Source organism: uncultured Microbulbifer sp., from assembly GCF_947489355.1.
GTDB lineage: Bacteria > Pseudomonadota > Gammaproteobacteria > Pseudomonadales > Cellvibrionaceae > Microbulbifer.
The window spans coordinates 1-22,934 of the sequence record NZ_CANLDD010000032.1 but is presented as its reverse complement, the minus strand read 5'-3'; the positions used below and the strand labels follow the sequence as shown (position 1 = coordinate 22,934).

Genomic DNA, 22,934 nt, shown 5'->3' with positions numbered 1-22,934 from the left:
ACATGTTCCGCAACAATCTTATTCTTTTCCTTTTCCTTTCACTCCCCCTTTTTGCCCAGGATAAACAGGACGCTGAAAGGGTATCAGACAATACCGTTGTGCAAAAAAAAAATGAGGTAGAGAACAATAAAAGTGATGGGAAACGCTCTGACGATTACAAAGCCTCAGAGGAAATTTCCGAGGACCTCTCGGTTTCCTATCCCGTGGATATATAGAAAGGATTTCCAAGAGTACAATTATGAACTTTAAATCATCAGAATTTATTTTCCAGTTATTTGCATTTCTGGGTTCGATCATTCTTGTTCACGCGATCTATGTTGCAATCATCCGCCCCAATGCCGATGCATTAATCGAAGAACAATTAGCGCGCGAAGCTGCTGGTGAGACCTACGTGCAACAGCGTTCCATCTATATTGTGATGCGCGACTACGAACAGGAAGCTTGCTTTGTACTGATGCTCTGGGCGATGGCGATTATGATACTGAAGGCCCAGCGCAGTATGCGTGAACGGAAATTACTCGACAAAGCCCTGCTGAATATCAGCGAGGGCACATCAATATTGCCCGAGGACACCCGTGATCTCTCCCGCCCGATACAGGCGCTGCCCGAGAGTGAACGCCGCTTTCTTGTCCCCAGGGCCCTGCTCACTGCGCTGCAACGGTTCGGGTCAACCCAAAATGTGGCGGCAGTTTCCAATTCAGTCAAAGAGGTCTGTGAAACCGAGGGTGACCGGCTCGATTCAGAACTGGCCATGGTCCGCTACATTACCTGGGCCATTCCCTCGATTGGTTTTATCGGCACTGTACGGGGTATCGGCGAAGCACTTTCGCAGGCACACAAGGCCGTAGAGGGCGATATTGCTGGCGTTACCGTGAGTTTGGGTGTCGCCTTTAACTCCACATTCATCGCTTTGGTCATCAGTATTGTCATTATGTTTTTTACCCACCAGTTACAACTGATGCAGGAACGGTTGGTTTTGGACACACAAAATTACTGTGACAATCGCCTTCTGCGATTTTTAAAAATCAGCTAACTGGGCACCAAACACCAGTATTTTGTTTAACCGCTGCGAGGAATAATCCATGGGACAAGGTGTCCTTGAAATCAATGACTGTGGTTTGAGGGTTTTCTCCGGCACTGTAGAGGTGTTGGAGAGCCCAGGTATAGCAGTGATTGAACCGCGGAGTATCCACGTAGGTACCGCCGCTCAAATGCGCACACGCAGCCACCCCACCCAGGTGAACAATCAGTTTTGGCACAGATTGAGCCTTGAATCACTGAAATCCGAGAACCTGCGCTGTCGCCACCATGCGGATCTTGCCTACTGCCACCTGAAGGAGATCAGCGAACTTTGCGACCTGCCCGATGAATTGATTGTCGCCGTGCCCGGAAACTTTACCCGTGAGCAGCTCGCGCTGCTGCTCGGCGTGCTGAAAGAGAGCGGCATTCATGTCGTCGGCCTGGTCGACACCGCCACCGCCTGTACGGGAAACCTCTCCCCCACCGGTGTTCAGCTCCATGTCGAATTACAGCTGCACCAGACCCTGGTGTCCCGCATTGAGGTGAGTCAGCAGGCAACAATCACTGCTGCAGAAGCCATCGCCGATGCCGGTTTGCATCACTTCCAGGAAGCCTGGGCGCGCGTATTTACCGATGCTTTTGTTATGCAATGCCGCTTTGACCCACTGCATTCCGCCGGGTCCGAACAACAGCTGTACGATTTGATGCCACAATGGGTAAATCGCGCCATGCGACAGGGAGAAGTACTAGCAGAACTGGATGACCGCACGGCAAAAGTCACTCTTCGGCAGCTACAGGACGCCACTACCCCGATACTTTCACGGGTGCGGGCAATGATTGAAAACCTTGAGGAAAGTGCCAGTGTAAAATTTATTTCACATCGCTGGGCAGAAATCCCCGGGGGTATCCAACTGGCGCAACGCATGTATCTTCTTCCCAGAGATTGCATCGTTCAATCAATTAGCAGACGTTGGAAGGAACTGCGCAGTGACACCCCGGCGCTACGCCTGATCAATAGTGTCAGCGCCCTGCCCGAAAACGAGGTCACCGTGCAGGTAGACTGCCCATCTGAGATAGGGGCAACACATCTTCTGTTCGGGCATCGCGCGCTCGGGGCACATCAACCCCTATTTGTCTTCTGGCACGAGGATAAATTTCAGGTGACCTCCACTCCGCCTGAGCACCCCGCTGCAACGGTTACCAACCACGCTGGCAGGCTGGCTCTGCGGGTGGACGCCGGTGTGTGCCTGATGCTCAACGGAGAGGAAATTACGGCGCCAATCAATCTAAATGCGGGCGACAGAATTGGGATTGCGGATAGGCACGATGCGATAACCGCAATCAGTGTGGAGCACTATGAGACGTAAACAGCGTCGTTTTTCCACTTTCAGCCTCTCTTTTCTCGACATCATGTCCTGTGGGTTTGGTGCCGTGGCCCTGATCTTCCTAATCATCAAGCATGGCTCAGATCACGAGATTGAAATCGAAGCCGAGAACCTGAGCGCCGAAGTCAATCTGCTGCAGGAAGAAGTCGAATTTGGCCAGGAACACCTGGTGCAAGCACGCAATACCCTGGATACCACCAGCGATGAGTTGGCCCAAACACAGGGTCTCGCCCGCCGGATACTGGAGCAAATAGAAGAGGTAAAAGGCAATATCGCCGAAGTGGATAGTGTCGACGAACAGGAGGACATAAAAAGACTGCGGGATAAGCTGAAAAAGCTAGAGCAGGCCAAGAAAAATCTCGAGAAGGAAAACAAAAAGCTCGGCAATAATGTACGCAAGTATATCGGCGATGGCGATCGCCAATACCTCACCGGTCTGCGTCTGGGAGGCAACCGCATTCTTATTCTACTGGATGCATCCGCCTCCATGCTGGGAGACGAACTGATAAAAATCATCCGCGCCCGAAATATGTCATCAAGGATCAAACGCCAAACCGAGAAGTGGCGCAGGGCGGTCAATACGGTTTCCTGGCTAACGGCACAATTACCGCCGGATAGCCGGTACCAGATCTATACTTTTAATACGTCATTCCGCGCTGCTATTGCCGGTACGGAAGACCGCTGGCTCAATGTGGATGATCGCGACCAGTTGGATCAGGCCATCAAAGAGCTGAATGAGATAGTACCTGAAAACGGTACCAGCCTGGAAAGGGTTTTCAACGCCATTCACGCCATGACGCCTTTACCGGACAACATTATTCTGATTACGGATGGTTTGCCCACCCAGGGAATGAAGCCGCCCAGAGGCAGCACGATTTCCGGTAGGAACAGGCGCAATCTGTTCAAAAGTGCCGTTAAAGTGCTCCCCAAGAATATTCCCGTCAACATCATCCTGGCGCCCATGGAGGGAGATCCATTCGCCGCCAGCGAATTCTGGAAACTGGCTATGCAGACTCAGGGCTCCTTCCTGGCCCCGTCAAGGGACTGGCCATGATAGGTTCACGAAAAAAAAAGCGACAGGAAGAGTTCAGTATTTCCTTTCTCGACGTGATCTGCTGCGGATTCGGCGCCATCGTGTTGCTGTTGATGATTGCAAAAACTGCCGAACCCATTGTTCTGGAAGAGAGTGAGGTAGACCTGGAGGCCCAGGTCATTGAATTGCAGCAACAGCTGATGGAAATCCGCGGCGAAACCACGATTCTCAACCGCGATCTCAATGCCAAGCGCGAACAGATCGATATTGAGCGCAAGCGCATTGCCAACCTGCGCGGAGAGCTTGAAGCGCTGCAGGCGGTTTATGCCAGCAAAACTGAAGGCCAACACGAGGAAGGCAGGCTGAAAGGCGAACTGACCATCGCCTTGCAAACCATGACTGATGAAATGCGCCGATTACTTGGGGAGAACTACCAGCGTAAAAATAATGTCATCGGCGGGATTCCGGTAGACAGTGAATACATTCTTTTCATCGTTGACACCTCAGGCAGTATGTTTAATTACGGCTGGGAACGCATGATGGATGAAATGGTCAATACGCTGGACCTCTACCCCGAGGTAAAAGGCATCCAGGTAATGAACGACATGGGCGACTACATGTTTTTCAATTACCGTAACAAGTGGATTCCGGATACCCCTGGTCGCCGTCAGGCTATCCTCAAGCGCCTCAAGACCTGGAACCCATTCAGTAACTCCAGCCCGGTGGAAGGCATTCAAAAAGCGGTGCGAAGCTTCTACGATCCCAGCAAAAAAATCAGCATTTATGTGTTGGGTGATGAATTCACCGGCAAGTCTATTCGCAATGTCATGCTGGCAGTAGAGCGGGTAAATGCACGGCACGGTGAAGACAAGCGCAATATCCGCATTCATGCGGTGGGTTTCCCAATACAGTTTTCCCGCCCTCCCCATCTACAAACCACCGGACTTCGGTTTGCAGCCCTTATGCGGGAACTCACCTACCGCAATGGCGGTACCTTTGTAGGGCTGAACGATTTCCGCTAGCAAACAGATAGTTGGAGAAGTATATGAAGCACGGGATAAAGGAGTACTGCCCTATCCGTCTGATGGCCATGGCCTGCCTCTTGCTGTTATTGTCATCTTGCTCCCATACAGTACAAGTGGCGGATGATTATCCTACACCCGTAGGGGAACAAATCCCACTGTCCGTGGGTATTTTTCTCAGTGAGGGTTTCAAGAACTACACCTATCGCGAAGACAGTGAAGATCGCGAGGAATGGAATATCAGTACCGGCAAGGCGCAGAAGAAACTGTTTGAAACTGTTCTCAGCTCCATGTTCTCCAATACCGTTTCCCTGTCGCAATTTCCGCAAAAAATTCCCGCCAATGTTGAAATAGTCATAGTGCCAGAAGTGCGCGAGCTTCAATTCACCATGCCGCGGGAAACCCGGGTGAATATTTTTGAAGTGTGGATCAAATACGAGATCAATGCCTACGACCCCCAAGGGGAGCAGCTCGCCAACTGGGTGATTACCGCCTATGGAAAAACCCCCACGGCCTTCCTGAAAACCCAGGAACAGGCCTTGGCCCAGGCAATCAATATTGCCCTGCGTGACGCGGGAGCAACCCTCTACACGGGTTTCGAAAAAGTGCCTGAACTTCGGGCGTTCCTTTCCGGAAAACTCAGGGCTGCATCTCTGCAGGAGTTCAAAGTGAAATCCAGAAAGTTTGAATAGAGGGAGTATGTCGTGTTAAAGCCAGTATTTGTTTCTACGTTGATTTTCCTAAGTGGTTGTACCACTATCGTTATCGATGAGTACCGGCGTAGCGACGGCGAACTTGCCATGGGTGACTCGGTTGTCATCCTGGGCCGCCGCCATTCCAGCGACTACGAAACCGAACCCGACCTGATCTCCTGTGTTGGCAGCGAGCTGCACAACCCCGAGCTGGGTGTCCATATTATTCCAGAAAAGGAATTCGTAGACATTATGTATCCCTGGTTTGAGCCGCGCACGGCGCCCATGCATGTGCGCTCGCTCGATCGCCTGCTGGAAAACGCTGGTGTGCGCGAGCGCATGGAGGCATACGGGGTAAAATATATAATCTGGATAGATGGCTCCACGGAGACGACAGCCAGTGCCGGCTCAATTAGTTGCACCATCAGTACTGGCGGTGCGGGCTGCTTTGGTTTCGGCACCTGGGACAAGGAATCCGATTACGAAGCTTCCATCTGGGATTTTCGCGACCGGGAGCTGTCTGGAAAATTGAGTGCGGATGCCAAGGGAACCTCCTATATGCCCGCCATTGTTATCCCGATTCCTCTGATTGCCAGAGTCAAAAACAACGCTTGTAAAGGCATGGCGGCACAATTGCAACAGTTCTTGATGCCATTGCGTGGCGCCAGTTCGTAAAAAGTACTAATTCAAAAAAGACCAAACAAATTGCAACAGGAATCCGGTACCGGGGAGGTACCATCACCAACCCTAGACAGGTGCAGGTCTTTGAGCTACCGCAAGGATTGTATTTCAGGACGCACAGCCAAATAAATGTTGATCGCCGAATCAACAAATACTCAGGGAGGCAGAAGCTAATGAACCATCTTTACCGGCTGTTCGCCATTACGTTGATTGTGGTGAATACAGGATGCGCATTTAATCCGGCAACGAACCGACCAGACCTGGTATTCATGTCTGAGGATAAGGAGATCGCCATCGGCAAGGAGATGCACGAGAAACTGATTGAAAGCACCCCGATTTATCACGACCCCGTCCTCACTGCTTACGTCAACCATGTGGGGCAAAAAGTGGCCGTCGCCAGCGACCGACCCGACATCAAGTACCATTTCACCATTATCGACAGCCAGGATATCAATGCCTTTGCCCTGCCCGGTGGGTATATTTATATCAACCGGGGCCTGCTGACCTATCTGCATTCGGAGGCAGAGATGGCAGCTGTCCTCGCCCATGAAATCGGCCATATCACTGCACGCCACGCAGTGCGTCAGAAAACGGCAGCCACCGGCGCCAATGTGGCATCGGTACTTTCGGTATTGGTCACCGGCAGCGGTGTGGTCGGCGACGTTGCCAACTTGTGGACCACTGCCGCAGTAAAGGGCTACGGACGTGAGATGGAACTGGAAGCCGACCGGTTTGGCGCCCAGTATATGTTCAATGCAGGCTATGACCCTGAAGCCATGATGAATGTCATCGGCCTGCTAAAAGACCAGGAGACCTTTGCCCGGCGCCGCGCCCGCATAGAGGGCAAGAAGCAGCAGACCTATCACGGTGTCTTCTCCACACACCCCCGCAACGATATCCGCCTACAGGAAGTGGTGAAAGCAGCGGGCAAATTACCGGAAACGGACAGTGCCACCAAAGTGGCCTACTACCGGGAGAAGACCGATGGACTGGTCTATGGAGACAATGCAAGACAGTCGAAAAAAAACCGTTTTAATCATAAACGCCTGGGTTTTTCCCTTCTGTTTCCCGATGGCTGGACAGTGACAAACCAACGCTCCGAAATTATTGGCACTGCCCCGGACAACCAAGCAACGATTACCGTCAAGGTGGCCCAGCGCAATGGTAACCAGCCCGCGGATATGGCCCTTCGGGAAGAGTACGCTATAGGCAAACTGGAACAGGATGAAAAGTTGACGCAATATAGACTTGTGGGCCATACAGGAAAATTACCCGCTACGAAAAAGGGGAGTGCAGCGCCCGATAGAGTCGCGGTCATTTACTATGGGAGTCGTCAGTTTATGCTCGAAGGCAAGGTAGCTGATCCCGCGATCGAGAACAAAGAATCCCTCGAAGGCTACGACAACCTGTTTTTGACCAGCATTCGCAGCTTCCGCCCCCTGCGCAAAACTGATATGGTGAAGAAAGAGATCAGGCGTCTTCGCTATGTAAAAGCAAACGAAAAAACCACTTTTGCCTCCCTGGCTAAACATATGGAAATCGGTGATTACGCAGAGGAGCAACTGCGGCTTTTAAATGGGTACTACCCCCGTGGAGAACCCAAATCCGGCCAGTGGATCAAGATTGTGCAGTAATCACCTCGGTTATCCGCACGACTCCAGGCAGCCTTCCTCCACCTGATCACCTGATCCGTTGGACGCACAGGTCGCAACAAATACAATAATAGGAGGTTAGTGATGCACGGTTTGATGATGCAGTCACAACTCACTCTCACCGGGATTATGCGCCAAGCACTGGGCAATGCGCCAAACAGTGAGATCGTCTCAGTAACCGCAGACAATCCAAGACATCGTTACACCTACCGACAGGCTTTTGCACGCGCGGGCCAGCTCGCCAATGCACTGACTGAGCTCGGTGCAGTCAGTGGTGACCGTATCGGCACCCTGGCATGGAATGACCACCGGCATTTTGAACTCTACTATGCGCTTTCCTGCAGCGGTCTCATCTGCCATACCATTAACCCGCGTCTCTTCCCCGAGCAGATTGGCTATATTATCCAACACGCCGAAGACCGCTGGCTTTTTATCGATCCGGTCTTTGTACCACTTGTACAGGCCATCGCGGAAACACTCAGCGCGGTTGAAGGCATTATCGTCCTGACCGACAGGGCGCATATGCCCGCAAATTTGCCATCGGGCTATTTCTGCTATGAGGAGCTTCTCTCTTCCGGGTCGAGCGGATACCAGTGGCCGGATTTGCGCGAGGAGAGTGCAGCGGCCCTCTGCTATACCTCAGGCACTACGGGCAAGCCCAAGGGTGTGCTCTATTCCCACCGCGCAATGGCCCTGCATACCTATGGTGTGCTGATGCCGGATGCCTTTGCCATCCGGCACAATGAAGCCATTCTCCCAGTTGTGCCCATGTTCCATGTCAACGCCTGGGCTATCCCCTATGCCGCGCCGGCAGTAGGTGCCAAACTGGTCCTGCCCGGCCCCAGGATGGGGTGTGGACAAACCCTGAGCAAACTGATGCAGGAGGAATCAGTGTCTATTGCCGCTGGTGTTCCCACCGTCTGGTTGGCGCTGCTCAAATACCTGCGCGAAAGTGGCGAAACCATTCCCAGCCTCAATCGTGTGGTGGTTGGCGGTTCCGCCTGCCCCTGGAGCATCATGCAGGAATTCGAGCAGAAACACGGCGTCTACACCCACCACGCCTGGGGTATGACCGAGATGAGCCCACTCGGCACCTACAACGCACAAGTAGCGGAGTCAATCCCACCAGAGGAAGCCAAAAACCTGCGTCTGAAACAGGGTCGGGCCGGGCTCGGTGTGGAGATGCGAATTCTCGATCCCCAGGGCAGCCTCCTGCCCCACGACGGCCGCGCCTTCGGTGCCCTGCAAGTGCGCGGCCCCTGGGTCTGCGAGCGCTATTACAAGGCGGAAGAATCGGCTCTGACCACGGATGGCTGGTTTGATACCGGCGATGTCGCCACCATAGACCCCCTCGGTTACCTGTCTATTACCGACCGTACCAAAGATGTCATCAAGTCGGGTGGCGAATGGATTTCCTCAATCGAACTGGAAAATTACGCCATGACTCTGGAAGGTGTCGCGGAGGCAGCCGTGATCGGTGTACCCCACGAAAAGTGGGCGGAGCGCCCACTGCTGATAGTTGTACCCGAAGCGAACACCAGCCTCGCCCCGGATACAATTCTCAGTGCCTTCCAAAACCAGTTCGCCAAATGGTGGATTCCCGATGACTGCGTAATCGTCGACGCATTGCCCCACACAGCCACGGGCAAAATCAGTAAAAAAGCACTGCGCCAACAGTTCACAGAGCACCTGTGGCCCAGGGAAGAAACCGTGTGATCAGCCAACCAAATGTTTAACACGCCCTGTAGGCGGGAAGTGCCTGAAAGTTTGCCTGGTTGCAGGGAAACCAGTCACAGTGCCCCACACCAGGCTCAACAGATCTCCGCCTTACACTGCGCGCCCTGCCCTGATATATCCCTGTCATATTGCTCTGTTAGAAAGGCTTACATACCACTATGGGACGGCCTTGAAATGTTCAAAAAAATTCTATCTGTTTTATTCCTGTTCTTTTCCATTGCGGCGGGGCTCACTTGCGCGGAGAGCACTGAGAGCAACGTCAAAAACACCCTGGTGATTGCGCACCGCGGCGCATCGGCCTATTTGCCGGAACATACACTGGAGGCCAAATCCCTGGCCTACGGCATGCGCCCGGATTATATCGAGCAGGACCTGGTGCTCAGCAAGGATAATCGCCTGATCGTCATGCATGATATCACCCTGGACAGCACCACCGATGTTGCCGAAGTATTCGCCCACCGCGCCCGGGAAGATGGCCACTACTACACCATTGACTTCACCCTGGAAGAGTTAAAAAAATTGCAGGTTAGCGAGGCTTTTGTTATGGGGAAGGATGGCCCTCAAGCAAAGTATCCGCATCGATTTCCTGTGTGGAAATCCAGTTTCCAGCTCTCTACTTTCGAGGAGGAAATCGAACTGATACAGGGGCTGAATAAATCCCTCGGCTACGATATCGGCATCTACCCGGAAATCAAAAAACCCTATTTCCACCATTGGGAGGGCAGGGATATTGCTGCCATTGCGCTGGAAATACTCAAGCAATACGGCTATACCAGCGGGCAACAAAAAGTATTCCTACAGTGCTTTGATGCAGAGGAACTACAGCGGATCAAGTTCGAACTGATGCCGACTCTAGGTATGGACCTGCCCCTGGTGCAGCTGATTGCTGCAACAAGCTGGGGGGAAAAAAAGATTGAAATTGACGGTGCCATCCAACATTATGATTATGACTGGATGCTGGAGCCGGGCGGGTTGCGCAAGATCGCCACTTATGCAGACGGGATCGGCCCCTGGTACCCGATGCTGATGGAATACAAAAACGGCCAACCCCGTGCAAACAATGTTGTGCGCCGTGCGCACCGCAGGCAGCTACAGGTACACTCCTATACCTTCCGCGCCGATCCGGAAAAAATCCCGGAGGCGTTTGAGAACTTCAACCGGTTTTTACACTTCGCTATAACCCAACTGCACGTCGATGGTCTCTTTACTGACCACCCGGATAAAGTGGTGAATTATCTGTCCAGCGTGCGCGTACGACCCCACGCCAGGTAAAAACCATCGGGAAAAGGTGGGATTCCAGCTCGCCAATCCTACATCACCGTACTTGCAGGTCTGTAGACGGCGGTTTATTTAAAAAGGGCACTCCAATACTGAAATGCGACCCGGGTATCCCTTACCGAACAGGCCCTGGATACCCAGGGGTCGGATAGCTGATGCCCTGGTGCGCAGAATTAGACCTCGCCAACCGGTGGGGAGATGAATTCAGTGCCATCTAAAGCTTTACCTTGATTGAATTCCTTACAAAAAGGGATTACGGTAGGTCTGCTGCCAAAGTGCCCGGCCGCTTCACCGACGCAGTCTAAAGAAAAATAAACAGATAAAAAATACCGCAACGATTATCGCTCCACCCGCGAAGCGCCATGTAACTCAGCGTTCGCGGGTATCACCGCGAAAACCAAACATGGACTACACCATGGCTGTGTAAGCGCAACCAGTACGGCAAGCCAGTGAGCTTCCGCTCTGTACTGGTGCTACCGTAGTCACGCAACACTGGAAGTGACGCTGCCCTGGCTGCACCGCAAAGGTATACCAACCGGCGGAGTGAGAACCCCCTGGAGATACGCCCACCTGGATAGTGCTGCAGTTTCACAGGCAATATGACCAGATACCAGTGGGAATTTCAGTCACTGTGACCGTTATTTTGAAGCAGCCTGCATTCAGAAGATTTTTTGTCCGCCCTCGGGCAGGTGGTCATTGTGGCGGAAACCTTTGGAAGCAGCTCCAGTTCCAGCGCGCTGGTGTTCGCGGCTGCGACAGCAACGTGGAGCACGGAAAGCTCTTACAGAAGCTGGAAAACGATATTTCCGAACGCTGGGTCCCGTTCGTTGAATTTGGTAAAAAAGGGTGTTTATATTCCCTATTCCCAAACCGACAAAGGCATGCAGGAATGGAACAGGTCGCCCAGAAGCCTGCAAGGACGGAAGAGGTCGCCCGCAGAGGGCACGAGCAGTGGTCTTCGGACATGGTCTTCGTGCTGGCCGCGCTCGGCAGCGCCGTCGGCCTCGGTAATATCTGGCGATTCCCCTATGTTGCGGGGGAGAACGGCGGCAGTGCCTTTATCGCCGTCTACCTGCTATTCGTGCTGAGTATAGGGCTGCCGGCGCTAATCGCAACCATTATGGTCGGCCGCCGCGGGCAGGCGAGTCCCGATCACTGCTTCGAGCGCATCGCCGCCACCGAAGGGCTCAGCCGGCGGTGGCGGCAACTCGGCTGGCTGCTGGTGCTGACCACATTCCTGTTACTGACATTTTTCAGCGTGGTCGCAGGCTGGATCTTCGATTATCTGTTCAAGGCATTGAGCGGCCGCTTCGCCGGCCTGGAAGCAGACACCTCGGCGGCGCTGTTCGATGCGTTGAAAGCCGACCCGCTGCGCCAGGCCCTGTGGCACGGCGCCTTTATGAGCTGCACGTTAGTGGTGGTCGCGTTCGGCATCCGCCGCGGTATCGAGGTTGCGGTCAAGTGGATGATGCCGGGGCTCGCCCTACTGCTGGTGGTGCTGGTGGTGCATTCGATGTCGGTCGGCGACGGCGCGGCAGCGGCGCGTTTTCTATTCCAGCCGGATTTCTCCGAACTCGACGCCGACGTGCTGCTGCTCGCCGTCGGCCAGGCCCTGATCAGCCTCAGCGTCGGCGGTGCGGGCATGGTTGTCTATGGCTCTTACCTGCGGCGCGAAGCATCGATTCCGCGCACCGCGAGTGTTATCGCCGGTGCCGATACCCTGGTCGCACTCCTGACCGGGCTGGTGATATTTCCGATCGTGTTCGCATTCGGTCTCGAACCTTCTGGCGGTCCCGGAATGATCTTCGTAACGCTGCCCGTCGCTTTCGGGCAGATCCCGGGCGGCGCGCTCTTCGGCACCCTGTTTTTCGTGCTGTTGCTGCTCGCGGCTCTGACGTCGGCTTTTTCGATGTTCGAGCCGGCCGTCTCCTGGCTTGAACAGCATCGCGGCCTTTCGCGTAAGCGCGCTGCGCTCAGTGCCGGGGCCGTGGCCTGGTTTGTGGGATTGTCGACGGTGTTTTCGTTCAATATCTGGTCCCATGTGCGGCCGCTCGCGTGGATACCGCCCTGGCGGGACCTGTCGATTTTCCAGGGGCTCGAGCACCTGGTCGCCAATCTCGCCTCGCCACTCGGTGCGCTGCTGGTATCGATTTTCGTGGCCTGGAAGGTCGGTGAGCAGTTGCGCCGCGAAGAGTTCGGTAGCGCCAACGGTGTGCTGTATCCAACTTGGAGGCTGCTCGCCCGCTACTTTGTGCCAGTCGCTATCGCAGCGATCTTTATCGCCAGCCTTTTCTGAACAAAAATGGAGACCATATGCCGCTGATCCTCCCTCTCTCCCCCGACGACAATGAAGAGGTCGCCAAGCTCGCCGCCTTCTTCAATGAGACTCTCGGCTTCTGTCCCAACAGCGTCCTCACGATGCAACGGCGCCCGGAGATCGCCAAAGCCTTTATCAATCTCAACAAGGCGGTGATGGAGAACCACGGGCGCGTCACCAGTGGCCTGAAACGACTGATCGGCTATGTCGCCAGCCATGCCGCCGGCTGCCAATACTGCCAGGCCCACACCATCCGGGCTGCCCAGCGTTACGGCGAGCCGGACGAGAAACTCGAGCACATCTGGGAATATCCCCGAAGCTCGCTGTTTACCGACGCCGAACGCACCGCACTGGACTTCGCCATCGCGGCCTCCTCGGTACCGAACGGTGTCAACGAGGAGATTGACGAACAGCTCAGGAAATATTGGGACGATGGCGAAATCGTCGAAATTCTGGCTGTGGTTGCACTGTTTGGTTATCTGAACCGCTGGAACGACTCGATGGGTACGGAACTGGAGGCGCCCGCTGCAGAGTCGGGGCAGCGCTACCTCGCCGCAACGGGTTGGAATCCTGGCAAGCACGGCTGAAGCTGCGCGCACTGTGCCTGCTAAAAGGCCCGATCCACCGGTTGCTCTACCCAGACATACTCGAGCACGCGCCGGGTCATGATCTGCTACTGAAAAAAGCGGTTAGATCCGGCTGAAAAACTAAGACAAATCAAACCGCTAGTTTAGCCATAAAATCCAGCGGTTCAAAAGTTACATGGGTGGTACCATTGCGATACGGTGTTTTTAGCGCGTAGCGAATCTGTCCATTGGCCGTCAACGATAAGCGCTTTTCTGAAACCGCAGGGCGACAAACATAGCGCCATGGACGCTCGACTTTATCCTGCTGATGCGCTTCAGCCATTACACCGGCATGTAGAGAAAAGTCTGCGAAGCTGGCCACTCGACTACTGGTACTGGCCTTATCTTCTCGCCCTGGTAAGATTTAGCTTGCGACCCTGCTGAGAACCCGTGAGCCGTTGTGGATTAAGCATCCGGAAACAACACCCTTTCCGCCTGTGACCAATGCATGGAGCGCGCTGGTTGCTACCCACAATGAGCCGCAATTGTGCCAACTCACACCAACGCCGGTTTCGCCTGCGTGCGGGGTGCATCAAACACCATGACTGCGCACTAATGAAATGGTGACTTCTTCGTAACAGCCGCTTGACGCGAGGCTCACCATGCGCATGTCGGGTTTTTGCTATATGCCCGCTACGCGTGTGTTGTATGATCGTTGGATTACGCATCACGTTTTCCCATTTGCGCTGTGGCAAGCAACGGTGGGGGCTGAGGCGGTAAATTAAATCTCAAACTTGAGCCTGAAAACCTCAAACCCCCAATTTGCCTAGGTTGACTTCTACTCTTTCATCCTGGCCAGGTTTGCAATAGACCAGATTCCATTTAAATGACATGTCATTCTCCTTTTATAAAATAAATCTAGGTTATCCCAATCCCGGTTACTCAAGAGACCCAAGTTGCAGCTAGGATGCCAATCGAAACACGTCCATCCTCTCTGGATTCTGACTGTCGATGATGAATTTTGCCAAGCTACTGTCCTGAGAACTACCCAAGAGAAATTCTTGGACGATTTTCAGTATTCTATTCAGTTAGAAGTTCCGGTCAAAAAAATACAATGACATTGTCCTTGTCTTGTCTTGTCTTGTCTTGTCTTGTCTTGTCTTGTCTTGTCTTGTCTTGTCTTGTCTTGTCTTGTCTTGCAGGCCGAGCTTGGGGCTGCGCGTCGTTAATGGGCAAGCTTCTCTGATAAAAAGATGGTAGTCACAAGGTGCCCAGCAGTTTTATGTTCACGAATGGTTATCGTGCACTTTTTTCAGCTCATACCAAAACGATCAAGCGGGTATCGTAACCACAATTTTTCCCTGGTGTTCCGCCCTGCCAAAATGGCGAAACGCATCGGCCAGTTGATTTAATGTGTAAGGGCCGTCGATAACGGGGGTCAGTTTACCTGCCTCGAAAAGTTCATTGATATAGGCCAAATCGCGATTCGCTCGCAAAACAACAATGCGAGTTTGTTTTCCGGTTAACCATTGAATGGGTTTTCCGAATAAAGCGACTTGCAGCAAACGTGGGACACGCCCACCCACCGTTGCGTAAACCCCGCTGGGCTTGAGCGCACGCAAATAGACAAACGAAGAGCGGTTTGTTTTGGCATCGACAATTAAATCGTATTCCCGACCGCTTTGGGTGAAATCCTCTTGGGTATAGTCAATAACGTGGTCAAACCCAATCCGGCGCATAAGTTCCAATTTTCCAGTACTATCAACGCCGGTGACCTCAACATCGAATTGCTTGGCAAATTGAATACCAAAGGTGCCCACTCCGCCTCCGGCACCGTTGATAAGGACTTTCTGTCCATCTTTTAAGGGCAGGATATCGAACAAGCCTTGCAGCGCCAGCATCCCGGCCTGGGGGATCGCCGCGGCCTGCTCGAAGGACATGCCTATTGCCATCTTGGCCACCTGGTTTTGCAGTGCACAAACATAATCGGCAAATCCACCAAATCGACCCGCCAGGTCACCATACACGTCATCACCCGGTTTAAAACATGTGACCGCCTTACCGACAGCTTCGACACGACCCGCAATGTCGGAGCCAAGTATGTTCATCTTTTTCGGTTTAAAAATTCCGTTAATTAATCGGTTGACCGCATCACCGTTGAGCAAGCCCCAGTCCCAGTCGTTAATTGACGTGGCGTGCACACGGATTAAGACTTCTGTGTCTTTCGGCACGGGTTTGTCCACATCTCTAAGCTGAAGTACGTCGGGGGATCCATATTGGGTATAGATTGCAGCTTTCATGCTGTGTTCTCTTAATTGCCGTGAGGGTATAGGAATTATAAACTACCTATTTATCCTTGATCCAAAGTATTCTACTCGAACTTCCTGAAGTTGTTTACTGATCAAGTCCCAGGTTTTAAGTTGAGAGCATTCAAAGTTAATCATTTTTTATTCGGTTTGACTGAAAAGTCCTGGAGAATGCTTCGCGAAACGTAAGTCGCTCCATCGGTCCGCTGTAAGATGTGGAAGTTGGCAGTGGTTGGGTCACTTTGTCAATCGGATAGACGAATCTGCGAAGGATCGAACAGCCTGACCTGAGCTGGTTCCCGCTCTGGCGGCAGAGTATGGCTAAACCGAAGAAGGATGCTTATATTCTATATTCCTCCGATCTCCACCTTACACTGCACGCCTTACCCTGATATGTCCCGGTCATATTCCTTTGCTAGAAAGGCTTGCATACCCCTATGGGACGGCCTTGAAATGTTCAAAAAAAATCTATCTGTTTTACTCCTGTTCTTTTCCATTGCAGCAGGACTCACTTGAGCAGAAAGCACGGAAATTGGCGCCAAACACACCCTGATGATTGCACACAGCTGGAGACTTGTAGCCAAGACAGTTTCTTCAATCGTAATTATTGAATCAAGCACAGCCTCCCTTAGCAAGCTCAGCCATGCTTAACTGAGCTTAACACTATTAACAGTAGCGGAGCCATTCACTAAAGATCATAAGTAGTAGAAGCTATTCCCCATCTCCTATCGATTTACTTTCATCGATACTGACCAAAAGTGGAATATCTAATACAACTCCGGCCGAAGAGGCATTATTACCTTGAGATTTTTCATCTAAATCTCTCTCCAAAGCGGCAGCGTATACTCGTAAAACTGGAATTGGAGATTTTGCGCCAACAGGCAAAGCGATTGCCAGTACGCCTCGGGTTGAATTCAAACTATTAATGCCCTCATCTTGCAAACGGGTAGCCAGTTCGGAAACCAGTGCTCTGCGTGATTTGGCATCTCTAGGATCTAGATTTAATCCATAGCCACTCAAGTCTGCCCAACCCGAAACAGATGCAGTATTAATTCCCTGGTCGTCTATTGTTACTTTGAGACGGCCTGGCCCGGGTATCCAACCCAGCCCTCCTTTAACAAATAAACCGCGAGGGAAAGAAACCAATTTTTCCACTGGCAAGAAACCACTACTACCAGCACCATCAGAATAGGCCATATTCACAGTCTTCACCGGGTAGGGGTTACTAGCATTGCTTGGTGCAGTTGGAATTTCTTCTTCGGATATACCAAAGATATCTATCAGAAATTTTTTAGCTGCATAAAAAGCTTCTTGGTTAGAAATTTCCACCTTTTTAGCTGGCCCGAAGGCGGGCCGGTCGCTGAATCGAATATCAGCCAATGACAAATTGTTATTAAAGCTAAACTTTGAATATTCTTCTTCTCCATTCGAAGAACCGCTGACCACATCGCACTGGCCCTGAGGATAAAGCTCTTTATCACATTCCTTCCCATAAACCACATCCTTTCCTTTGAAAAGATAATTCACAGCTTTATTTCCATCAAAGGTTTCATACAGAGAATTTCCACGATTTGGTTGTAACATTTGTGTGAGCAACTCTACATTATTCTCACCCAGAACTTTCGGCATATCTCTTTCAATAATATACTCGAGATCCTCTCTGGAAAGATCTTTGTCGTTCCCAGGATTATCTTGGGCCTGGGCAAAAACTACTGGCATACAAAAAAGCGCTATAAGATATAAAGTCTTGCCCATGACAATCAGATTAGTTTTCATTTGACCATTCCTTATATGAATTAAGTGGAGTTGCTAGTTGGGATTGAATGCTGTTTCACCAATAGGATTACATTTACGGATATACTTATACGCATACCAATTTTTTCCATTTGGATCAGAATATACATTGTTATAGCGCTCATTGTTTAATCGATTGACCACGCTAATTATTGTGGAAGAGATACTGTATGCAACTGGACATTGTTCTTGACAGCTCCCAAACCAGTTAAAAGGATCATTCCAATTACAATCAACAGTTGAGTCGTACATATTGTTGACCCATGCGCTAGACATAGAAATCGAATGTGCATCATCAGCGAAATTTTTGTAGTCATTCGCAAAAGAAGGAGAAATCCACATAACCCCATGAAAGCCATCCCATTGATGAGCGCGTCGGCCGTTTACCGCAGTGTCGGAAACATCGTACATAGCTTCGCGGATACCGGATAAATTATCATCGTCAGCGCTATAAGAAGAAGAAAAATGAATAAATTCTAAATCGAAATCGCCAACTGCCATATCCGTTGCAGTTCCACCCGCATCCAGTTTGCAATGTCCAGACCAGGGTCTACGCATTGTTCCAGCCCAATGATCTCCACTATCTGAACCGTGGGTGGCTATCATCGCCGCATCGGCTTCATCAAGGAAATTATGATCGTTACACCCTGTTATAATATCGGGATCACAAAAACGCTTAATAGTCATAAAGCCATTTGTATACTGACCGTCTTTGATATGACCTTTTGCCCCCATTTTGTCGTACCATCGATCAACCATATTATCCCAGAATGCCATATCATTACCATTACAGCCGCCAGCTGCGGCAGGAACAAAGTCACTGATCGCAAAAACTTTTGCCTCCATAGCAAATACATTCATACTATTAAAATATGTTGCAGCTGAAATAATCACAATCAGATTAGAAACTCGCCTGATATATTTAATCACTTTACATTCTCCCTCTTGATTGATCTAACTGTGGATTGAATAAGAGTCAATTAATCCATTCCGATTTATGCTTATGATTCGGAAAAACAAAAACTCCAAGCGAAGGATTAATACCAACACTTGCAAAAGGTAATACAGAGTCAAAGATAAGAACCGGACATTAATTTGATGCTTGGCACAAAATACAACGCAATCCACCCCTCAGTGACAAAACTGATTGTCACCGGAAGGATCATAAGGTCTGTTCTTTTCTCTAGATGGCGCAGCCCTATTAAGGCAGAAAATTATCCTGGACAACTATTAAATAGTTGTTCCACTTTGACATCATTGACTCTGCTTTCACCATACCCGGATTCAATCTTGAGCTAACCAGTGAGCATCCGGTTATTTAGTGATAGAGAAAGACGGCGAAAACATGTGTTACCAGGCTGCTGAAAAATACTTTGTCAGTAGCCTGCTATCCCAAATAGAGATCTTGGATCTGACAGTCAAGCGTATGGCTGCTTGATTTTTTGTAGAAGGTGCGCGGCCTTCCTAGGCTAAGAAAACAAAGTAAGCCTTTTTAGAAACCTGCTAGGTACACCCGTACAGGCTCCATATGTACAGATCTAATGCTATACCTGAAAATTGAATACAATGGGTGGCTCAGAAAATCCTACGACCGTCACAAAATTTGAGACTTCCGATGCAACGGTAGTGCCCCGAAAAATACTCCAGCAAATTCTGGCAGAAAGAAAACAGATTAAAAAGATCGAGAAATTTGTCCGGTTTTTTTACTAGATTCTGTTTTAAAATAATGGGATTGGACAAATGATGATCAGCGCCTATCCCATTCAGAGCATATAGGGAATTGGTACTTTGATAAATATTATTACACGAATACTCGCCAGTATTGCGAGATTACTTATAGCCAACTTATCAACAAGTTTTGTGACCCATACACAAACCTTACCATCAAATTTTGTTTAAAGATTTAAATTGTGTATGGGCTGTGAACCATACGAATTGCTAACATCAACAATATGAACAAATAACTTACACCTTATTTATCTAGGATAAACGATATGAAACAGTACACAGAAAGGTCTATTATCTCACTAATTTTTATCCTTGTTTTTTCTTTAGGTAATACTGCAGCATTCAGTACAGATCATGATGACTCAGAGATAGTGTTGCCAGTTTATAATAGTGAAGAATGTAATCAGGGGTTTTTCCGTCCGCCGGGAATAAGGGAATGTGTAAATCTACAGGATTTGCTAAGCCCCAATCCGCCAGTAGAAGCACCTGAGGGAGCGTGCCCGGAATTTTGGCAACGCTATGATCAAGGAGGATTTTGTTTACCAAGCCACTCAGTTGTCTCTTGTGGAAGTACGTATTTCAGTTGCAATAACTCGCAGAGTGATAAATTGTGGTTAGTCCCTGGCTATATCGGTTGCCCAGAACCATCTCAAGTTATAGTTGGGAAATATCCCTCGCATAATAGAACTGGAGAATTATTTTTAACCTATAGGCCGGTGTTTCTCTGCCAAGCACTGGGTCCTCCAGAAAGAACTGATCCACTGTAAGTTTTCCCGGAGGAAATAGAACTTCCCCTTACCAAACATGTCGAAATCAACTGAAAGTTATGGTGTGCTCACGGGCACACCTGTTGTTTCCTCCAGAATTTCGCTATGATTGTTTAAATGTTTCAGTGCCTGTTTAACTTGCTTAGCAAGGTTGTGCATACTATGACGCTTTAAAAACAAAGGGTGAGATTGCAATATAGTATCAGCAGACTCTAATCGGAGTATTGCCGTAGTGGGAGTGTATGCTGCTTGGATTAGTCCAAGCACCGCTTCGGCTTCAGCAATCATACTATGGCCGATAGTAAATTTTGCTTGTCTGCTGGTCAAAGCTGCCTTAGCTAGCGCTTCTGCTCTGTATAATTCTTTATTTTCGGCTAGCAGCACTCTGGCCAGGCCGAGCTGGGCTATAGAGGTACGCACTCCGGTTTCGGGCAATAAATCGAGAGCCCTGGTATAAAGCTGTCCGGCCGTTTCCCAATCTCCTTTTGCCATCGCCAAAGAAGCAGGCTGGCACAATCCTCGGCCCATAATTTTGTCTGCTACTTTCAACTTCCGGAAAATTTCTATCATTTCTTTATAATGTCGATCAGCGGCATCAAGTTCGCCTTTATCTTGCAAAACGGCACCCAACCAAAGCAAGACAAAAGCGATTCTGATATTAATTTGTTGGTTTTGTGAGCGCTTGACACGCAAGGCCTGTTGCAAATAGATTACTGCAGTTTCGAAGTCTCCTTTTCGATGAGACAATACACCCAAGGCCCGCAACGAATCACCTACATATGGATGATCGGCGCTCAATATGTGCTGCTGAATAGACAAAGCCTGCCTACTGAGCTCAGCGGCCTCCTCAAAGCGCTCCAAGTCCGTAAGCATCGTGGCCAGGTTGTTTAAGGCTATAGTATAATATGAGTGTTTTTCACCGTGGATGATTTTTTGAATGCGTATTACTTTTCGCATATGTGCCGTGGCTTCCTCAAAACGCCCCTGATAGTAATGAATATTACCTAGTCCATTGAAAGCAACGGCCATTTCATTCTGTCCTCCAGGAATTTCCTCTACTAAATCTATTGCCTTCTTAAAATAGAATCCCGCTTTTTCAAAATCTCCCCGCTTCTGAAATAGATTGGCAAATGCATTGAGAGTTTCTGCTTGGTTAACTTTGTTACTTTCGAGCACAGATTTCCGCCTACTATTCTGATAAATAGCAAGACTTTCTTGTAATAGTTGTTCTGATTCCTCATACTGATTCATAGAACTCAGGTTAATAGCCAATTTGGTCATTGTATCGGCAAGTTTTAGTGAATCATTTTTAGTCAGCTTGCGCTGTTGTTCCAAAGCCTGCCTTAGCAGCTCCTCGCTTTTATTGTATACCCCTTGACTATAATAAATTGTCCCTAAAACGCCCAGCATATGGCTACGAATTGCCGGTGCTTTTTTGAGACTTGCATGAATTTTCTCCTGGCCATTTTCCAACAATTGCTGAGCACTGATTTTATCTAATCCAGAAACATTCGGATCTGAGTGTTTAAATATATTGATTAAAAAATCGGATACCTGCTGGGCCTTCTGTGCCTCAAATACACTTCTCTCTAACGCCCGTTGAACGCTACGTGATTGAATGGTTACCGTTATTGTGTATGCCATTATAATACATAGAAAAGACACAGATATAAACAGCGCCCGCCAGTGCCTGCGAATGCGGTTATGTACTCGATAGCGGAAACTCCCCTGGCGTGCATAAACCAAATTTCCGTCCAAGTGGGCTTGAATATCAGTAGCAAACCCCCGCATTGAGCTGTATCTATGTTCTGGTTCTGCACGCAGAGCTTTTAACACAATCGCATCCAGATCACCACGAAGTTTTTTACTTGGAAAAGCGCCTCTTTGTAAATTCTTATTTGCTATTTCACTGGGTAATGTAGGGCAACCTTCGCACATTATCTGTGCTAACTCATACAGCGATCCTGCCTGGTCACTGTAAGCTTTATGCCCGGTTATCAGCTCGTAGAGCACTAAGCCCAACTGGTAAATATCGATACTAATAGTAACATGCTTCTTTTTAATTTGTTCTGGTGCGGCAAATCCTGGCGTCATTACGAATTCACCATTCTGCGTCAATCCCTTTCCCAGCTCTCTTGAAATAAATTTGGCAATGCCAAAATCTAATAATTTTACCTGCCCTTCGCTATTAATCAGAATATTGGAAGGCTTGATATCCCGATGTACAATCAGGTTGCCATGTGCAAAACTCAAGACATCAGCAATCTGTAAGATAAGAGATAAACGCGCCCGCAGATCCAAAGCATGTTCGTCACAATAGCGATTAATATCTACACCGCGGACAAACTCCATAATGATGTATGGCTGCTGGTATTCTGTAACACCGCCATCGAACATCTGAACGATATTTGGGTGATTGAGGGACGCTAGGGTTTGCTGCTCAAGCTGGAATCGCTCAAGACCCATTTTTCCTTCGCCCATCTCCGCACAAAGCAATTTGATTGCCACCTCCTGTTTGAAATTACCTTCTTCCCTCTCTGCCCGATATACTACGCCCATACCACCGCGTCCAATTTCTTCACAGAGCTTATAGGCACCCAGGCGATCACCCGTTTTAATCAGTGGCAATGAAACTTGAATTGCATTAGCTTTTGGCACGAACGTTTTGAGAAATGTGGGCGCATTGCACTCTGCTTCCAGTAGAAGCTCAACTTCTCGGCATAATTGTCTGTCTTTTCCACAGACCTGTTGAATAAAAGTATGGCGATTTTCCTCTGGCTGCTGCAGAACCTGGCTAAAAATAGCCTGTATTCTTTCCCAGCTTTCCTTGGTGATTTTCATAGTCAAGCTTTGAATTCTTTGAAGTAAAGTAACAATTAAGTAAATATCCACCGGCAAAGCCGGTGGCTTTAATCGTGAACCGCTCAAAGCGGTCTGTACGGAACTAACGTTCCTT

Annotated in this window: 17 protein-coding genes and 1 pseudogene; 13 read left to right on the top strand and 5 right to left on the bottom strand. The window is 49.8% G+C overall.

What is annotated here, in order from left to right:
- Nucleotides 1-2 precede the first annotated feature (2 nt).
- The 12 genes from Q1A48_RS13115 (at nt 3) to Q1A48_RS13060 (ending at nt 13,404) form a co-directional block, all read left to right on the top strand.
- Entirely contained in the window at nt 3-215 is a 213-nt protein-coding gene (locus Q1A48_RS13115; protein ID WP_299945581.1) for a hypothetical protein, read from the top strand.
- 23 nt (nt 216-238) lie between these two features.
- Nucleotides 239-1,033, top strand: a complete 795-nt coding sequence (locus Q1A48_RS13110) for a MotA/TolQ/ExbB proton channel family protein (RefSeq protein ID WP_299945579.1) — start codon at nt 239-241, stop codon at nt 1,031-1,033.
- Between the two features lie 49 nt (nt 1,034-1,082).
- Nucleotides 1,083-2,387 (top strand): hypothetical protein, encoded by a 1,305-nt coding sequence (locus tag Q1A48_RS13105; RefSeq protein WP_299945577.1) that lies wholly within the window; start codon nt 1,083-1,085, stop codon nt 2,385-2,387.
- Nucleotides 2,377-3,459: a vWA domain-containing protein gene (locus Q1A48_RS13100; RefSeq protein ID WP_299945575.1), complete on the top strand. Its 1,083-nt coding sequence runs from the start codon at nt 2,377-2,379 to the stop codon at nt 3,457-3,459. Before Q1A48_RS13105 ends, Q1A48_RS13100 begins: the two co-directional genes overlap by 11 nt.
- Nucleotides 3,456-4,460 carry a VWA domain-containing protein gene (locus Q1A48_RS13095; protein ID WP_299945572.1) on the top strand — a complete coding sequence of 335 codons (1,005 nt, stop codon included), beginning with the start codon at nt 3,456-3,458 and terminating at the stop codon, nt 4,458-4,460. Before Q1A48_RS13100 ends, Q1A48_RS13095 begins: the two co-directional genes overlap by 4 nt.
- A 23-nt stretch (nt 4,461-4,483) precedes the next feature.
- Nucleotides 4,484-5,152: a hypothetical protein gene (locus Q1A48_RS13090; RefSeq protein ID WP_299945570.1), complete on the top strand. Its 669-nt coding sequence runs from the start codon at nt 4,484-4,486 to the stop codon at nt 5,150-5,152.
- Nucleotides 5,153-5,164: 12 nt separating this feature from the next.
- Nucleotides 5,165-5,827 (top strand): hypothetical protein, encoded by a 663-nt coding sequence (locus tag Q1A48_RS13085; protein ID WP_299945567.1) that lies wholly within the window; start codon nt 5,165-5,167, stop codon nt 5,825-5,827.
- 179 nt (nt 5,828-6,006) lie between these two features.
- Nucleotides 6,007-7,467: a M48 family metalloprotease gene (locus Q1A48_RS13080; RefSeq protein ID WP_299945565.1), complete on the top strand. Its 1,461-nt coding sequence runs from the start codon at nt 6,007-6,009 to the stop codon at nt 7,465-7,467.
- A 102-nt stretch (nt 7,468-7,569) separates the two neighbouring features.
- Nucleotides 7,570-9,201, top strand: a complete 1,632-nt coding sequence (locus Q1A48_RS13075; protein ID WP_299945562.1) for a long-chain fatty acid--CoA ligase — start codon at nt 7,570-7,572, stop codon at nt 9,199-9,201.
- A 195-nt stretch (nt 9,202-9,396) separates the two neighbouring features.
- A complete protein-coding gene (gene glpQ, locus Q1A48_RS13070; protein WP_299945560.1) occupies nt 9,397-10,494 on the top strand; it encodes a glycerophosphodiester phosphodiesterase in 1,098 nt (365 codons plus the stop codon).
- Nucleotides 10,495-11,389: 895 nt separating this feature from the next.
- Nucleotides 11,390-12,796 carry a sodium-dependent transporter gene (locus tag Q1A48_RS13065; protein ID WP_299945558.1) on the top strand — a complete coding sequence of 469 codons (1,407 nt, stop codon included), beginning with the start codon at nt 11,390-11,392 and terminating at the stop codon, nt 12,794-12,796.
- Between the two features lie 17 nt (nt 12,797-12,813).
- Complete coding sequence (locus tag Q1A48_RS13060; RefSeq protein ID WP_299945555.1) at nt 12,814-13,404, top strand: carboxymuconolactone decarboxylase family protein; 591 nt, start codon at nt 12,814-12,816, stop codon at nt 13,402-13,404.
- A gap of 136 nt (nt 13,405-13,540) precedes the next feature.
- Here Q1A48_RS13060 and Q1A48_RS13055 read toward each other — a convergent pair.
- The 4 genes and pseudogenes from Q1A48_RS13055 to Q1A48_RS13040 all read right to left on the bottom strand — a co-directional run.
- A pseudogene (locus Q1A48_RS13055) lies at nt 13,541-13,753 on the bottom strand (transposase); the annotation flags it as partial.
- Between the two features lie 961 nt (nt 13,754-14,714).
- Nucleotides 14,715-15,683: an NAD(P)-dependent alcohol dehydrogenase gene (locus Q1A48_RS13050; protein ID WP_299945553.1), complete on the bottom strand. Its 969-nt coding sequence runs from the start codon at nt 15,681-15,683 to the stop codon at nt 14,715-14,717.
- Nucleotides 15,684-16,400: 717 nt separating this feature from the next.
- Nucleotides 16,401-17,465 (bottom strand): hypothetical protein, encoded by a 1,065-nt coding sequence (locus tag Q1A48_RS13045; RefSeq protein WP_299945550.1) that lies wholly within the window; start codon nt 17,463-17,465, stop codon nt 16,401-16,403.
- A 33-nt stretch (nt 17,466-17,498) separates the two neighbouring features.
- Nucleotides 17,499-18,413, bottom strand: coding sequence for a DUF6345 domain-containing protein (locus Q1A48_RS13040; RefSeq protein ID WP_299945548.1), 915 nt, complete (start codon nt 18,411-18,413; stop codon nt 17,499-17,501).
- A gap of 1,064 nt (nt 18,414-19,477) precedes the next feature.
- Between Q1A48_RS13040 and Q1A48_RS13035 the strand changes: the two genes are divergently transcribed.
- Nucleotides 19,478-19,978, top strand: a complete 501-nt coding sequence (locus Q1A48_RS13035; RefSeq protein WP_299945545.1) for a hypothetical protein — start codon at nt 19,478-19,480, stop codon at nt 19,976-19,978.
- Between the two features lie 57 nt (nt 19,979-20,035).
- On the opposite strand, the gene Q1A48_RS13030 is transcribed toward Q1A48_RS13035, so the two are convergent.
- Nucleotides 20,036-22,906: a serine/threonine-protein kinase gene (locus Q1A48_RS13030; protein WP_299945542.1), complete on the bottom strand. Its 2,871-nt coding sequence runs from the start codon at nt 22,904-22,906 to the stop codon at nt 20,036-20,038.
- Between the last annotated feature and the right edge of the window lie 28 nt (nt 22,907-22,934).